We start from the raw sequence: 13,676 nt of genomic DNA, 5'->3' as shown, positions 1-13,676 counted from the left end.
GAGGAGTACAGGGACGACGACCTGCTCCAGCTGACTCCGGCAGGCGAGTGGACGCTCGCCTTCGAGTCCCCCGGTTTCCAGGGGAACAGGGAGGAGGTGCTGGAGGCGCTGTCGGTCAGCGGGCGGGCCCTGAACGTCATCTGGCGTGGGGAGCGGGACAACCGCGTCACCTATGCCGTCGACGGAGCCATTCTTACGTCCTTCCGGTTGATGGATCTTTCGCAGCGATCGGGCGACGTCCCGTCAGCGCTGGATGATCTGCTCCATCGTGCCCGGTGAGCGGCTCGCCGAGCACGTTGCCGTCCTCCAGGTCCCACACGTAGACCTGTCCCTCTCCGGCGCCGATCACCGCAACCGGGCGCCCGTCCACGAGCCCTGCGTCCATGCAGCTGATGAAGTCGTCGGACTCGTTCTCCTCGATCAGCGCGGCGATGTCGGCCGGTTAGGCGAACGGCTCGCCCCATTCGCCCGTCTCAGGGTCGCCGAGTACGACCTCGTCGCAGCTGGCCGCCACCACACGGGGGCGTCCGGTCGCTCCCACCAGCTCAGGACTCTTCGGGCTGACGACCGACCGCCGGTGACTCGATCGTCTCCTGGCGAGAAGACCGACGGCACCCCATCCGTGGCCAGGAGCCGAGCGGGTCAGCCGCGTCCGGTGAACAGGCCGCGCACCACCCACAGGCCGCCTAGGACTATGGCGCCGGCGATCAGGAAGGTCGTCATGGTGTTCTGGGCGACGTTGAGGATGGACAGGAGTCCGATCGTCAAACCGTAGGCGATGGACAGGGCGACGAGGATTCGTGCGGAGAGTTTCGGGTTCATGGCTGCTGAGCCTGCCCGAGCCCGACGCCATCGGGCAGTCACCGAAGGATGGGGTGCTGATTCCGACGAAAGGTGGATACCGGGCGGCGACATTGCTCGCCCATACTGTCGAGATGGTTGGCGATTCCCTCACAAGCCCGGTTGATGCGGGGCAGGACGACTGGCATCGGACGGTGCCAGGCTGGCATCTCGCCTTCGGCACGTTGGCCGTGCTGACCGCCGGTCTCGTCGTCACCGGCGACGCCGACCCTTCCGCCGTCGACCGACGTCTCGCCTTGGTCGTGCTCGCGCTGCAATGCTGCTGGTACGGTGCCACCGGCGCTCGCGCCCTGCATCGCAGCCACAGCCGGCTGGGCGTCGTCTATCTGGCCGGCGCCATCCTCCTGTCGGCGGCGCTGTTCGTGGCGACGCCTTCGGGCGCGCTGATGTCGTTCATGCTGTACCCGCATATCTGGGCGCTGCTCCCGCTGCGCAAGGCCATCGCCGTGACGGTCGCGAGCGTGCTGTCGATGGCCGTAGTCATGATCGTCCGCAGCGATGCGTACGAGCAGGAGCTGCCCTCGGTGATCCTCGTGGCGACGGTGGCACTGGTGGCCGCCCTCGTACTCGGTGTCTGGATCACCCGGATCATCGAGCAGAGCCGGCAGCGGGCCAGGCTCGTCAAGGAGCTGGCCGCGACGCGGGCCGAGCTGGCCGAGGTCAGCCGGGCGGCCGGGGTGGTGGCCGAGCGCGAGCGACTGGCCAGGGAGATCCACGACACGCTCGCGCAGGGTTTCACCAGCGTGCTGCTCCTGCTCGAAGCGGCCAAGGCCGGTACGTGCGAGCGCGACCAGGCCGCTCGCGGCCATCTTGACCAGGCCCGCCGCACCGCCATGGACAACCTGGCCGAGGCCCGCGCCCTGGTCGCGGCGCTGCCGCCGCCCCAGCTCCGCGACACCTCGCTACCGGACGCCCTGGGCGGGCTCATCGAGCGGTTCGAGGCGGAGACCACGCTCGACGCCGCCTTCACGATGACCGGCACGCCCCGCCGGCTCACCCCGAACGAGGAGGTGGTGCTGTTGCGCGTCACCCAGGAAGCCCTGGCCAACATCCGCAAGCACGCGTCCGGCGCAGGCCGGCTGGAGGGCGTGCTGGCGTACGGGACGGCGGGCGTGACCTTGCGGATCAGCGACGACGGCCAAGGCTTCGCCCCCGGCGACGCCGGGGGCGGATTCGGGATCGGCGGCATGCGCGACCGGGTCACCGAGGTCGGGGGAATCCTGACCATCGGCCCGGCCCGGCCCTCGGGAACCCTGGTCCAGGTGGAGCTGCCGTTGTGACCGTCCGCGTACTCATCGTCGACGACCACCCCATCGTCCGGCAGGGGTTGTGCGCCGTGCTGGCCACCCAACCGGCCCTCACGGTCGTGGCCGAATGCGGCACCGGCGAGGAGGCGGTCGCGCTGGCGGCGGCCACCGTGCCCGACGTGGTGCTGATGGACCTGCGCCTGCCCGGCATGGGCGGGGTCGAGGCGACCCAGCAGATCGTCGCGGCCGGGACCGCGACGGCGGTCGTCATACTCACCACCTACGACTCCGACGGGGACATCCTGCGCGCCGTCGCCGCGGGAGCAACCGGTTACCTGCTGAAGGACGCCTCGGGCGAGGAACTGGTCGCGGGGATCCGCACGGCTGCGGCGGGCGGCACCGTGCTCGCCGCTCCAGTCGCGGCCAAGCTGGCCACCCGCATGCGTGGTGAGGCCCCCGCCCTCACCACACGGGAGATTCAGGTGCTGGAGTGCGCGGCCCGCGGCCTGTCGAACCCGGAGACCGGCCGGAAGCTGTTCATCAGCGAGGCGACCGTGAAGAGCCACATGATGCGCATCTTCGACAAGCTCGGGGTCGCCGACCGCACCGCCGCCGTGACCACCGCCATCGCCCGCGGCATCCTTGGCCCGCCCTGACCTGGCGGCCACATCTGACAAGGCCCGCCTGATTCCTCCGGCTTGACGCATGCCGATATCGGCATATGATGGCGCCCATGGCACGAGCAGCGACGACGTCGGACGTCTTCAACGCGATCGCCGAGCCGCAGCGCCGGGAGATCCTGGCGCTGCTGCGGGCGGGTGAGCGGCCGGTGACCGAGTTGGCCCAGGAGCTGGGGATGACCCAGCCGGGGGCGTCCAAACACCTGCGGGTGCTCCGGGAGGTCGGGCTGGTGCGGGACCGCAAGGCGGGCAAGCAGCGCCTGTACGGCCTTGACGCCCACGGGCTGCGGACGGTCCACGAGTGGGTCGGCGGGTTCGAGCGGTTCTGGAACGAGAGCTTCGACCGGCTGGACGCGTACGTGCAGGACCTCAAGCAGGCAGGACAGGAAGGAAGTAACAGATGAGCGAGACGGGACAAGGAGCATCGGCGCAGTCCGCGACGGCCGACCGCGAGGTTGTGATCTCCCGGGTCATCGACGCCCCACGGGAGCTGGTGTTCGAGGCGTTCACCGAGGTGCGGCACCTGTCGCGGTGGTGGGGTCCGGAGGGGTTCACCACCACCACGCGGTCCTTCGAGTTCCGCGTCGGCGGGGAGTGGGACTTCGTGATGCACGGACCGGACAGGACGGACTACCAGGAGTGGATCTCCTGGACCGAGATCGCCCCGCCGGAGCGGATCGTGCTGCTGCACGGCGAATACCGCGGCGACCCGAACGCCTTCGAGTCGGTCCTCGCGTTCGCGACCGACGGCGCGGCGACCCGGATCGAGATGCGCACGGTGTTCCCCACCAAGGAGCTGCACGACGAGGCGGTCGAGAAGTACCACGCGATCGAGGGCGGTAGGCAGACCCTGAACAACCTGGCTGCCTACGTCACCGAGATCGTTCGGAAGGGAGTTGAGGACTGATGGCCGGAAAAGTGTTCTTCAGCGTGTCGATGTCGCTGGACGGGTTCATCGCGCCCGGGTCCCTCGGGGAGTTGATGGGGAAGCAGTGGATGGAACTGCAGGCGTGGATCTTCCCGCAGCGGTTCTTCCGGGAGAACCTGAAGCTCGGCAAGGGCGGCAAGGAAGGGCGCGACAACGACATCGTGCGGGAGACGTTCGAGCGCACCGGCGCGAGCGTGATGGGCAAGCGCATGTTCGACGCCGGCGAGCAGATGTGGCCGGAGGAGGCGCCGTTCCACACGCCGGTCTTCGTCGTGACGCATGAGAAGCGTGACCCCTGGGAGCGGCCGGGTGGGACCACCTTCCACTTCGTCAACGACGGCATCGAATCCGCGCTCGACCAGGCCCGCGAGGCCGCCGGCGACCGAGACGTCCGCATCGCGGGCGGCGGCGCGACGATCCTGGAGTACGTGAACGCCGGCCTGATCGACGAGTTCTCGATCGCGCTCTCCCCCGTGCTGTTCGGCTCCGGGATCCGCCTGTTCGAGGGTGTGGACGCGAGCCGCGTGGCCCTGGAGCCGGTCCGCGCGGAGCCGACGCAGCGGGTGACCCACCTGACCTACGCGGTCCGGAAGCGACCTCAGCACTCCCCCGCCGAGGTCAGCAGCGCTGTGAGATCCTCGGCGCTCTGAGCGTCAAGCAAATGGGAGCCAGTCACGACGTAGGGGCGTCCTCTCTGCTCAAGCGGTAGTTGGAGACTGGTGGCATCTGATCAGGTGAGGCGGCGTTGCTGTATCCGGCTGCTATACAGCACCACGCGGGAACGCCGGCGCCGTCTGACGACTCGCCGGCCGAACACCACCGCCTCAACCGCAGGGTTCGGTCTCTCGTCGCTTCGAGCTATCGCAGACCTGATGCCACCTCGATGTGCCGAACGACCAGCAGGAGATCCAACGAGTGCAGACGATGCTCAAGCTCGCTTACTCGGACGCCGAGGAGGTCGCACTGCGCTTCCGTGAAGACGGCGCCGGAGTCCAGGCACTCACTGACGCATTTGCTGATCTCCAGGAGAACTGGATCTGCGGAGGGCAGCAGGCGAGGGAAGCGTTGGCGGCGCCAAAACCGCAATGCGTGCACCGCGGCCTTCCGGGGATTGCCGTACCAATACCAGCGAACCTGAAAGTTTGGATTTGGTTCCCCTGCACGCGGAGATCGCTGGCCCTGCCTTTTGGCCTCCTGGCGCCTCGTCGCGTAGGCGCGGAGCTCGGCATGCCAGGCAGCGCGGCTGGCCTCGATAACATCCAGCGCCTGAAGCAGTGCCGCCTCATCGCGTTGAAACCTCCCGGCTCGGGACTCGAGGAAACTCAGCGTCGCCTCGAATCCAAGTGGCCGATACAACTGCACGCACGAACGGAACGCTGACACCCGCCATCGGTAAGGCAGGGCAGGGTCACGCGCCGTACTGGCAAAGTTGCCGAAGCTCACGAGTGTCAATCCCCTGGAAGCGTGGAGACGTCTTATGCCACAGCGGTCCTCAGCAGGGCCGATGAGGCTTGTCTCTTCTCGATCATGTGACGTTCGAATGTGGTGGGCGGCAGGCCGTCGTTGGCGCTGCGCCGCCGGGTGGCGTTGTAGAAGTCGATGATCCAGGTGGCGATCTTCAGGCGGGCCTCAGCCCGGGTGCGGAGCCGGTGGCGGTGCACGTACTCCACCTTGAGAGTGCGCCACTCACACCAACCGCCACCACACCAGGCCCATTCACCTGCAAGAACAGGATGGCAACTTTCTCAATGACGGACTTCCGCCCGCCGTGTGGCTTTGGTTCCCTGGCTCCACTCGGTCACATGCCGGCGATGAGTTTGTCCACCCTCTCGTCGACGCTGCGGAACGGGTCCTTGCACAGGACGGTGCGCTGCGCCTGGTCGTTGAGCTTCAGGTGCACCCAGTCGACGGTGAAGTCGCGCCGCTTCTCCTGCGCCTTGCGGATGAACTCGCCGCGCAGCCGCGCCCGCGTGGTCTGCGGCGGCACCGACTTGGCCTCGAAGATCTTGATGTCGGACGCCACCCGTTCCACCGCGCCGCGCCGCTGCAGCAGGTAGAACAGTCCGCGCCGGCGGTGCACGTCGTGGTACGCCAGGTCGAGCTGGGCCACCCGGGGCGAGGACAGCGGCAGGTCGTACTTCTTGCGGTACCGCTCGATCAGCTGGTACTTGGTGACCCAGTCGATCTCCCGGGACACCGCGTCCAGGTCGCCGGTCTCCACCGCGCGCAGCGTGCGCTCCCACAAATCCAGCACCCGCCGGGCGATCACGTCGCCGCCCCGCTGGTCCACGAAGTCCTTGGCCTTGCCCAGGTACTCCTCCTGGATCTCCAGCGAGGACGCCTCGCGCCCGTTGGCCAGCCGAACCCGCCGCCGCCCGGTCATGTCGTGGGACACCTCGCGGATCGCCCGGATCGGGTTCTCCAGGCTCAAATCGCGCATCACGATCCCGGCCTCGACCATACGCAGCACCAGGTCGGTCGCACCGACCTTGAGCAGCATCGTGGTCTCGCTCATGTTGGAGTCGCCCACGATGACGTGCAGGCGGCGGAACCGCTCAGCGTCGCCGTGCGGCTCGTCACGGGTGTTGATGATCGGACGGGACCGGGTGGTGGCCGACGACACGCCCTCCCAGATGTGCTCGGCGCGCTGCGACACGCAGTACACCGCCCCCCGCGGGGTCTGCAGCACCTTCCCCGCGCCACAAATGATCTGCCGGGTGACCAGGAACGGGATCAGCACGTCGGTCAGCCGCCCGAACTCCCCATGCCGGCCCACACAGTAGTTCTCATGGCAGCCGTAGGAGTTGCCGGCCGAGTCGGTGTTGTTCTTGAACAGGTAGATGTCGCCGGCGATGCCCTCCTCGCGGAGCCGCTTCTCGGCGTCGACCAGCAGCCCCTCCACGATGCGCTCGCCGGCCTTGTCGTGGGTGACCAGCTCCACGATGTTGTCGCACTCGGGGGTGGCGTACTCGGGATGGCTGCCCACGTCCAGGTAGAGGCGGGCGCCGTTGGGCAGGAACACGTTGCTCGACCGGCCCCAGGACACGACCCGCCGGAACAGGTAGCGCGCCACCTCGTCCGGGGACAGCCTGCGCTGGCCTCGGAAGGTGCACGTGACGCCGTACTCGTTCTCCAGACCGAAGATGCGTCGATCCACGACCTCACACTACGCTTCCCGCCCGCGCGACGGGGGAGATCGTCGTTCGCCGCACCCGGCCGGGCACTGATGTGCGGGTATCGGAAAGCCGACGACACGGCTTGCGCTACGAGGCTCGCTTGCAGCGGAGTCCGGCTGGAGCACACCGCGGCCAGTAGCGCCTGGTAGTCGGCGGGGAGCACGGACACCCCCTCCTACCTGGGAAAATAAGAGAGACTACCTCGATGACGCCCCGACGGTTCGGATGTTGCGGGGCTGAGGCGGCAGGCGGGTGGGCTTTCGTCGGTCAGCCCGGTAATCAGGCAACGGGCGGCTCGATATGCCGACCCAGCCAGTCAGAAGCCGAGGCATTCGTCGACGGCCACAGGACCAGCCGCTATCGCCACCGGGAACGCAGTTCTTCGCCCGGCACCTTGGCGAAGGCCGCTGCCTTGTAGCCGGGGTCGCTTCCCGGCCAGCGCGTTCGAGCCGGTGGTGCTGCTGTCCGCGCAGCCGCTGCCCTTCTGACAGGGACGCGCAGCGAGCCTCGGAAGCGGGAGAAGAGCTCACCACCTGGGCCATCCTGATCACCTCGGACCAGCCTCCGCAGGCGGGTCGGTGCATCCAACTGTCACCGCAATGCCCGCAGCAGACTCCGTATGAATGCGATCGGTCCCTTCGACGATCTCGCAACGAAGCAGCACCCGGTTCGTGTCCATCGCAGCATCGCGCCGCTCACCACCAGAAACCCGCACGCTTATCCCGCTCCCGCTCCCGCCGCGCACGCGTACGCCCTCCGGAGCAGCACCTCGCGCTCCGGCGCATTCCGGGTCAGCTGCGCGGCCCGCTCGAACTCGACCCGGGCCTCGTCCATCCGCCCGAGCTTGGCCAGCAGGTCGCCGCGCACCGCGGGCAGCAAATGGTAGTCGCGCAACGCCGAATGTCCGGTCAGCTCGTCGACGATGCTCAGCCCGGCCTCCGGGCCCCGCGTCATCGACACCGCCACCGCGTGATTGAGCTGTGCCACCGGTGACGGAGCCATGTGCAGGAGCGTCTCATAGAGGGCCGCGATCTGTTCCCAGTCGGTGTCCTCGACCCGGCGGGCCTGGGCGTGGCAGGCCGCGATGGCCGCCTGCAGCACGTACGGCCCGACCGGGCGCTCCAGCTTGCCGGCGCGCAGCAGGGCGGTGAAGCCGCGCCGGATGAGCAGCTGGTCCCAGCGGCCGCGGTTCTGGTCCCGCAGCGTGACGGGCAGGCCGGCCTGATCGACCCGAGCCCGGAATCGGGATGCCTGGATCTCCATCAGCGCCACCAGGCCGTGCACCTCGGGCTCGTCCGGTGCGAGTTCGGCGAGCATGCGGCCCAGTCGTAGCGCCTCCTGACACAGCTCGGGCCGCAACCAGTCGTCGCCCACCGTGGCCGAGTAGCCTTCGTTGAAGACCAGGTAGACGACTTCGAGCACCGAGGCGAGCCGCTCGGCGCGTTCCGGCGCCGGCGGCACTTCGAACGCGATGCGCCTCTCGCCGAGGGTCCGCTTGGCCCGCACGATCCGTTGCGCGATGGCCGGTTCGGCGACCATGAACGCGCGGGCGATCTCCTCGGTGGTCAGGCCGCCGAGCAGCCGCAGCGTCAGCGCGACGCGGGACGGGGTCGGCAGCACCGGATGGCAGGCGATGAAGATCAGTCGCAGGATGTCGTCGGTGAGGTCCTCGTCGTCGATCACCGCGTCGAAGTCGGCCGTCCCATTGTGGATCGCCGAACGCTGCTGGTCGGCGAAGGTGTGGCCGAGCTGCGCGACCTTGTCGTCGAGCCGGTCGTTGCGGCGCAGCCGGTCGATCGCCCGATGTTTGGCGGTGACCATCAGCCAGCCGCCCGGGTTGTCGGGAACGCCGGTCCGCGGCCAGTCCTGCAACGCGGCGACCAGCGCGTCCTGGGCCAGCTCCTCGGCCAGGCCGACGTCGCGGACGAGCCGGGTCAGGCCGGCCACGATGCGGGCCGACTCCAGCCGCCACACCGTGTCCACGGTGCGGCGAGCTTCAGCTTCAGCTACGACGTCGGTCACCGGCCCGGAAATCTCAGTCCTCGGGGCCGTAGACCCGGCGGACGTCGCCCTCGCCGTCACCGACAACCGCCCAGAAACGCTTGGCCAGCTCGATCGCCTCGTCCTCGGTACGCGCCTCGATCAGGGCGAAACTGACGATCGACTCCTTCGCCTCGGCATACGGGCCGTCGGTCACGGTGACCTGGCCGCTCCTGGCCGAGAAGTGGGTGCCCTTGGGATCGAGCCCGCCGCTGGCCAGCAGGACGCCGGCCTGGGCCAGCTCCTCCACGAACCGCCCCATCTCGGCGAACAGCTCGGGGGTGGGCGGGGGACCGCCACCGTTGGTCGTCATCAGGAACCGCATGACAGTCCTTTCAGTCCGCCGGCGAACGCTGTCCATCGTCGCACAAAGAATCTTCAAACCATTTCGCCGAACGTGTCGATCCGGCTCGGGGTCGTTCGCTGCACCAGTAGAGGACGACCGACCCGAAGGAGAAACATCATGCGGAAGATCGTTGCCGGGCTGCACATGTCGCTGGACGGCGTCATCGAGTCGCCGGAGAAGTGGAGCTTCGACTACTACTGCGACGAGGTCGGACAGTCGATCAAGTCCCGCCGCGACGCCACCGACACGCTGCTGCTCGGCCGGAACATGTACCAGGAGTTCGCGGCGATCTGGCCCGGACAGAGCGGGGAGGTCGCCGACTTCATGAACAACACCCCGAAACTGGTGGCATCGACGACGCTGACCTCGGTCGACTGGGCGGGCACCACCCTGATCGACGGAGACGTCGTGGCGACCCTGACCGCACTCAAGCAGCAGCCCGGCAGGAACATCACGATCACCGGAAGCGCCACCCTGGTCTGGTCGCTGATCGGCGCCGGCATGCTCGACGAGCTGCACCTCATGGTCTGCCCGATCGTGCTGGGCAACGGCAAGCGCCTCTTCGACGAGAGTGCCGGGCGGGTGCCGTTGCAGCTCGCCGGCTCGGAGACCTTCCCGACCGGCGTCGTCCACCTCACCTATCAGCAGGCCTGACCGGTTCAACAGATTCGAAGGGAAACGATCAACATGGCGAAGTTCACGACCGTTGACGAGTATCTGGCCGCTCAGCCCGAGCCGCTGCGGGCCATCGGCGAAAAGCTGGCGTCGATCACCGACGCGGTGCTGCCCGGAGCCGGCGCAATGTGGCAGGGACATCCGGTGTGGAGTCTCGGCGCGGCACCGGGCAAGAATCCGGTGTGCCTGCTCAAGGCGTACACGTCCTATGTGACGTTCGGCTTCTGGAAGGGCCGGGAAATCACCGACGACTCCGGCCGGATGGACACCGCAGGCGGGATGGCGCACATCAAAGTCCGGACCGCGGCGGACATCGACGCCGAGCTGTTCACCGGCTGGCTGACGCAGGCCCGCGACCTGGCGCGAAACGCATGAATGGTGGCCTTGGCGTCGGACTCCTCGCCGGCATGGTCAACGACGTGGAAGGCGACTTCCGCCAGGTCCACGGACTGGTGGCGTTCCAGGACGGGCCTGCCCTCTCGGCCGGCGCGAGCAGGCCGTCGATGAGGCGCTCGTGCCGGGTGTTGACGACCAGCGGTGATTCGCCGAGCCGCTGGGCATCAGGGGTGGCGTCGGGCCTGCGCAGGGCCACTTGCATCGAGCCGAGGCAACACCCCACCGAATCTTCGACTGGGGCACACCCATCGTCTGTGTCGAGATGGCATAGACACGTGGGCTGGGGAGTTGTGGTGGGTTGTGACGATGGATCAAGATCTCCCCCTGGATCTGCATCCGCTCCTGGCGGATCGGTTCAGCCCGCACCAGTTCGACCCGGCCGGCATCATCGATGATGAGCAGCTCGGATTGTTGCTGGAGGCCGCGCGGTGGGCGCCGTCTGCGGGGAACTCCCAGCCGTGGGGATTCCTCCCGGTCCGCCGAGGTGAACCCGACCATGCGCGGGTCACCCGGTATCTCGCACGGAGCTCGGCACGATGGGCACCGAACGCAGGGCTCTTGATTGTGAATCTGACCCGGCGGTACGTCGACGACACCGACTTGGTCTATTCGGAGTTCGCCGACTACGACCTCGGCCAGGCTGTGGCGCACCTGACTGTGCAAGCACAAGCGATGGGACTGACGTGCCACCAGTTCCGCGCCTTCGACATCGAAGGTCTGACCGCAGAGTTGCGGCCGAACCCGGGCTGGGTGGTCGTGTCGATGACGGCCGTCGGTGCCGCGGCCGATCACGGGCAGCAGGTGCGGCGACGGCGCAGCGTGGCTGAGCTGCGCAGCGATCCATGGAGCGAAGACCGAAGACCCAACCTGCGGTGCCTCGGATTGGATGAGACCCAAGAAGCCGAAGTCGTCTCACCAATCTGATTTCAAGGGTGAGGTACTGCTTCGCGAACGCCTGTGCCAAGGCGAGCGTGCGGAAAGTCCATGTCCACGCCACCCGCAAGACCTGCGCGTCCTTGCTAGTCGCTCTCGACGTCCATCCGCGTGTAACTATGCAGATCCTGCGCCACTCGCAAATCTCGGTCACGATGAACGTGTACGCCGAGGTCTCCTCAGAGGAGACGCGACGAGCTCTCACACAGCTCGGCGATCGCTTGGACTCGTAGCCGATGACGATCACGGCCATGTCATTCTCGACGAAGAGTGCCAGAACCCTACGACAATTCCTAGATCGCTGCCTGTGAGCCGCAGATCTCTACCGCCCGAAGCGGTGTCGATGGCGCGGCTCGTCCGCCGGCGACTGAGGCATGCTTGGCCCCGTCCCAGCAGCCCACCGTCAACAACGAAGACCTACGCCCGCATCGAGACACGGGCTGGGATCGTAGCTGTACTTTGCAGCTATACAAGATCAAAAGGGCCACTCCCGATCTTGGGGAGTGGCCTTTGACCTGGGTGGAGCCTAGGAGATTCGAACTCCTGACTTCCTGCTTGCAAAACGGTCTGATCACCAGGCACAACGGCCTCGACCTGCGCTGAGGACCGTCCGCGAGTGACCGTGATTGACCGCTGCTGACCGCCTTTAATGGCACGCTAATGGCACGACGATCAACAGAGGTGTTGCGGATGGCCTTCACCTACGCCGATGTTGCCTGGCTGGCCGAAGACGATGAGTTAGGCGATCTGTGGTGCCTGACCTTCGTGCGTGGAGTCAGCGAGGTGGAGGCGCTTCTCCGACTCGGTGCTGACCAGGAGAGCATCCGGACGCTCACCTATGACGAGTTGATAGACGATGGTCTCTTTCCTGAGACCGTGCTCGCGGGGCGAGTAGGCGACTGGACCGTGCTCATCGAGGAGAGCGGGTGGACGTGCACGGAAGCCGACAAGGCACAGGCACTTTCGGCCGGGACCGTGGCCGTGGCGGTGCTACGGCACGACTACGCGTCCGACGACTTCGTTTACGCGGTGGACGGGGAGTTGGTCACCTACTTCAACCCCAAGATTCCAGAATGTCGGCACGGAAGTGATCCTGATCGGCTCAACGACCTGATGAGGGAGGCGGGCCTTGATCCCGATGGTGTACCCGGAACCGACGCTGAGGTGCCGTCGTCGGTGTCCGGAGCGCTTCTCCTCGCGGCCCGGTTGACCGGTGTGGTGCTGCCCCTGGAGATCATCAGAGGGCCGCTCAGAGCGGCGTCGTCGGCTGACATCCTGTCCCCGATGCGTCCGGCGGCCAGCGTGGGGGCGGGTGCCAGATGAGATCTTGCCTCCGCTACCCGAGTCGGTCGACTGTGATGTCCGCGCTACATCAGGGCTCGAACTCATAACCTGCGGATTAAAAGATCCAGTTCGAGCCGTTCCGAGTAGTTCAATGCAGATCAGGAGGCACGTATGGTCCCCCTTGAACACTCCTGGACGACATGGAACTGCAACGCAAACTGCAACCGGCGACGCGAACAGCGCACCGACCGTTGATCAACTTCGCGAAGCCCTCTTCAGCCAGGAACCAGGCCGCGGCCGGTAACAGCAGATTATGGGAGCGCATGCCACTTGGGCAGCGAGGAGGTCAGAGTCCTGTGCCGCGAGTGGCATGGCGACGAGCTTGGCGGCTACGGCCCTGATTACTCTCCGGTGGCTCCATCGATCCGCTCGCGGAGCAGGTCGGCATGGCCGTTGTGTCGCGAATACTCCTCGATCATGTGCGTGAGGATGTAGCGGAGTGAAAAGCCTTCATCGCGCCATTGGACCGTGACGTCGAGGAACTCAGTGGCTTCCGCGATCTCAGAAGATCGCTGACATGCCGACTTCCATACGCTGAATGCCTCATCGGCTTCAGCCGCTTCGACATCGAACTCGGCGAATGTCCCACTCACTGTTCCAGGCCAATAGGCCGAGGTATTCTCTCCGTTCCATACCACCTGAAACCAACTACGCTCAACTTCGGCGAGGTGTCGTACTAGCCCAAGAAGAGACAGCTCAGAGGGCGGGACGGCTTTCTCCCTCAATTGCTTACTGGTCAGCCCCGCGCACTTCATGGCCAGAGTTTCGCGCTGGTACTGCAAGAAGCTGGTCAGCGAGGCGCGATCGTCAGCTATAGGTGAAGGTTGTGTCCGCTCGTGATCCATCATCGGGGCATCATGCCATAGTTCGACCGAAGCAGAGGGAGACGTGTGCGAGCTCGAAACCCAGAGTGTTAGACGGCCCGCACCACACGCGGTGATCAGCTTGCGTGCCCCGGTGAGCCAGGGTGAGGAACGAACCCTGGATCGTCGATCGCCCTCAAGCACGTACGGCGTCCAGCCATGCAGTGGCGATCGTAGGGCTGCATCT

At 66.7% G+C, this 13,676-nt stretch carries 18 protein-coding genes; 12 read left to right on the top strand and 6 right to left on the bottom strand.

What is annotated here, in order from left to right; translation table 11 throughout:
• A partial coding sequence (locus tag ACWD0F_RS45860) for a DUF6461 domain-containing protein (RefSeq protein ID WP_449888523.1) occupies positions 1–279 on the top strand: 279 nt, incomplete at its 5' end.
• A gap of 363 nt (positions 280–642) precedes the next feature.
• Here the strand turns inward: ACWD0F_RS45860 and ACWD0F_RS45855 are convergent.
• Complete coding sequence (locus tag ACWD0F_RS45855; RefSeq protein WP_449888521.1) at positions 643–822, bottom strand: hypothetical protein; 180 nt, start codon at positions 820–822, stop codon at positions 643–645.
• 173 nt (positions 823–995) lie between these two features.
• Between ACWD0F_RS45855 and ACWD0F_RS45850 the strand changes: the two genes are divergently transcribed.
• The 6 genes from ACWD0F_RS45850 to ACWD0F_RS45825 all read left to right on the top strand — a co-directional run bounded on the left by ACWD0F_RS45850 (position 996) and on the right by ACWD0F_RS45825 (position 5,096).
• The gene (locus ACWD0F_RS45850; RefSeq protein WP_449888520.1) at positions 996–2,141 is read left to right on the top strand and encodes a sensor histidine kinase; all 1,146 of its coding nucleotides are present in this window, start codon (positions 996–998) and stop codon (positions 2,139–2,141) included.
• Positions 2,138–2,764: a response regulator gene (locus ACWD0F_RS45845; RefSeq protein ID WP_449888518.1), complete on the top strand. Its 627-nt coding sequence runs from the start codon at positions 2,138–2,140 to the stop codon at positions 2,762–2,764. Before ACWD0F_RS45850 ends, ACWD0F_RS45845 begins: the two co-directional genes overlap by 4 nt.
• Positions 2,765–2,841: 77 nt before the next feature.
• Positions 2,842–3,192, top strand: a complete 351-nt coding sequence (locus tag ACWD0F_RS45840; RefSeq protein WP_449888517.1) for an ArsR/SmtB family transcription factor — start codon at positions 2,842–2,844, stop codon at positions 3,190–3,192.
• Positions 3,189–3,695: an SRPBCC family protein gene (locus ACWD0F_RS45835; protein WP_449888516.1), complete on the top strand. Its 507-nt coding sequence runs from the start codon at positions 3,189–3,191 to the stop codon at positions 3,693–3,695. The genes ACWD0F_RS45840 and ACWD0F_RS45835 overlap by 4 nt, the downstream gene beginning before the upstream one ends.
• Positions 3,695–4,366, top strand: a complete 672-nt coding sequence (locus ACWD0F_RS45830) for a dihydrofolate reductase family protein (protein ID WP_449888514.1) — start codon at positions 3,695–3,697, stop codon at positions 4,364–4,366. The genes ACWD0F_RS45835 and ACWD0F_RS45830 overlap by 1 nt, the downstream gene beginning before the upstream one ends.
• Positions 4,367–4,631: 265 nt before the next feature.
• Complete coding sequence (locus ACWD0F_RS45825; protein ID WP_449888513.1) at positions 4,632–5,096, top strand: hypothetical protein; 465 nt, start codon at positions 4,632–4,634, stop codon at positions 5,094–5,096.
• Positions 5,097–5,191: 95 nt separating this feature from the next.
• On the opposite strand, the gene ACWD0F_RS45820 is transcribed toward ACWD0F_RS45825, so the two are convergent.
• The 4 genes from ACWD0F_RS45820 to ACWD0F_RS45805 form a co-directional block, all read right to left on the bottom strand.
• Positions 5,192–5,386, bottom strand: a complete 195-nt coding sequence (locus ACWD0F_RS45820) for a hypothetical protein (RefSeq protein WP_449888512.1) — start codon at positions 5,384–5,386, stop codon at positions 5,192–5,194.
• A gap of 128 nt (positions 5,387–5,514) precedes the next feature.
• Positions 5,515–6,873, bottom strand: a complete 1,359-nt coding sequence (gene pafA / locus ACWD0F_RS45815) for a Pup--protein ligase (protein WP_449888510.1) — start codon at positions 6,871–6,873, stop codon at positions 5,515–5,517.
• Between the two features lie 736 nt (positions 6,874–7,609).
• Positions 7,610–8,914, bottom strand: a complete 1,305-nt coding sequence (locus ACWD0F_RS45810) for an RNA polymerase sigma factor (protein ID WP_449888508.1) — start codon at positions 8,912–8,914, stop codon at positions 7,610–7,612.
• 13 nt (positions 8,915–8,927) lie between these two features.
• Entirely contained in the window at positions 8,928–9,257 is a 330-nt protein-coding gene (locus tag ACWD0F_RS45805) for a YciI family protein (protein ID WP_449888507.1), read from the bottom strand.
• Positions 9,258–9,395: 138 nt separating this feature from the next.
• Between ACWD0F_RS45805 and ACWD0F_RS45800 the strand changes: the two genes are divergently transcribed.
• From ACWD0F_RS45800 to ACWD0F_RS45780, 5 genes are all read left to right on the top strand, one after another.
• Positions 9,396–9,932: a dihydrofolate reductase family protein gene (locus tag ACWD0F_RS45800; RefSeq protein WP_449888505.1), complete on the top strand. Its 537-nt coding sequence runs from the start codon at positions 9,396–9,398 to the stop codon at positions 9,930–9,932.
• 33 nt (positions 9,933–9,965) lie between these two features.
• Positions 9,966–10,328: a DUF1801 domain-containing protein gene (locus tag ACWD0F_RS45795; RefSeq protein ID WP_449888503.1), complete on the top strand. Its 363-nt coding sequence runs from the start codon at positions 9,966–9,968 to the stop codon at positions 10,326–10,328.
• A 327-nt stretch (positions 10,329–10,655) separates the two neighbouring features.
• Positions 10,656–11,273, top strand: coding sequence for a nitroreductase family protein (locus ACWD0F_RS45790; protein WP_449888502.1), 618 nt, complete (start codon positions 10,656–10,658; stop codon positions 11,271–11,273).
• Positions 11,274–11,281: 8 nt separating this feature from the next.
• Positions 11,282–11,515 (top strand): tyrosine-type recombinase/integrase, encoded by a 234-nt coding sequence (locus tag ACWD0F_RS45785; RefSeq protein WP_449888500.1) that lies wholly within the window; start codon positions 11,282–11,284, stop codon positions 11,513–11,515.
• Between the two features lie 457 nt (positions 11,516–11,972).
• The gene (locus ACWD0F_RS45780; protein ID WP_449888499.1) at positions 11,973–12,605 is read left to right on the top strand and encodes a DUF6461 domain-containing protein; all 633 of its coding nucleotides are present in this window, start codon (positions 11,973–11,975) and stop codon (positions 12,603–12,605) included.
• Between the two features lie 362 nt (positions 12,606–12,967).
• Here ACWD0F_RS45780 and ACWD0F_RS45775 read toward each other — a convergent pair whose 3' ends face one another.
• Positions 12,968–13,474 carry a DinB family protein gene (locus ACWD0F_RS45775; protein WP_449888497.1) on the bottom strand — a complete coding sequence of 169 codons (507 nt, stop codon included), beginning with the start codon at positions 13,472–13,474 and terminating at the stop codon, positions 12,968–12,970.
• Positions 13,475–13,676 lie beyond the last annotated feature (202 nt).

The organism is Nonomuraea sp. NPDC002799, from assembly GCF_053592075.1.
This window is presented reverse-complemented; position numbering and strand designations above follow the sequence as displayed.

What these genes read in the sequence shown, in the direction of transcription:
- ACWD0F_RS45855 (WP_449888521.1), bottom strand. Translation starts at nt 822, where the DNA reads ATGAACCCGAAACTCTCCGCACGAATCCTCGTCGCCCTGTCCATCGCC.
- ACWD0F_RS45840 (WP_449888517.1), top strand. Translation starts at nt 2,842, where the DNA reads ATGGCACGAGCAGCGACGACGTCGGACGTCTTCAACGCGATCGCCGAG.
- ACWD0F_RS45835 (WP_449888516.1), top strand. Translation starts at nt 3,189, where the DNA reads ATGAGCGAGACGGGACAAGGAGCATCGGCGCAGTCCGCGACGGCCGAC.
- ACWD0F_RS45830 (WP_449888514.1), top strand. Translation starts at nt 3,695, where the DNA reads ATGGCCGGAAAAGTGTTCTTCAGCGTGTCGATGTCGCTGGACGGGTTC.
- ACWD0F_RS45805 (WP_449888507.1), bottom strand. Translation starts at nt 9,257, where the DNA reads ATGCGGTTCCTGATGACGACCAACGGTGGCGGTCCCCCGCCCACCCCC.
- ACWD0F_RS45800 (WP_449888505.1), top strand. Translation starts at nt 9,396, where the DNA reads ATGCGGAAGATCGTTGCCGGGCTGCACATGTCGCTGGACGGCGTCATC.
- ACWD0F_RS45795 (WP_449888503.1), top strand. Translation starts at nt 9,966, where the DNA reads ATGGCGAAGTTCACGACCGTTGACGAGTATCTGGCCGCTCAGCCCGAG.
- ACWD0F_RS45790 (WP_449888502.1), top strand. Translation starts at nt 10,656, where the DNA reads ATGGATCAAGATCTCCCCCTGGATCTGCATCCGCTCCTGGCGGATCGG.
- ACWD0F_RS45780 (WP_449888499.1), top strand. Translation starts at nt 11,973, where the DNA reads ATGGCCTTCACCTACGCCGATGTTGCCTGGCTGGCCGAAGACGATGAG.
- ACWD0F_RS45775 (WP_449888497.1), bottom strand. Translation starts at nt 13,474, where the DNA reads ATGATGGATCACGAGCGGACACAACCTTCACCTATAGCTGACGATCGC.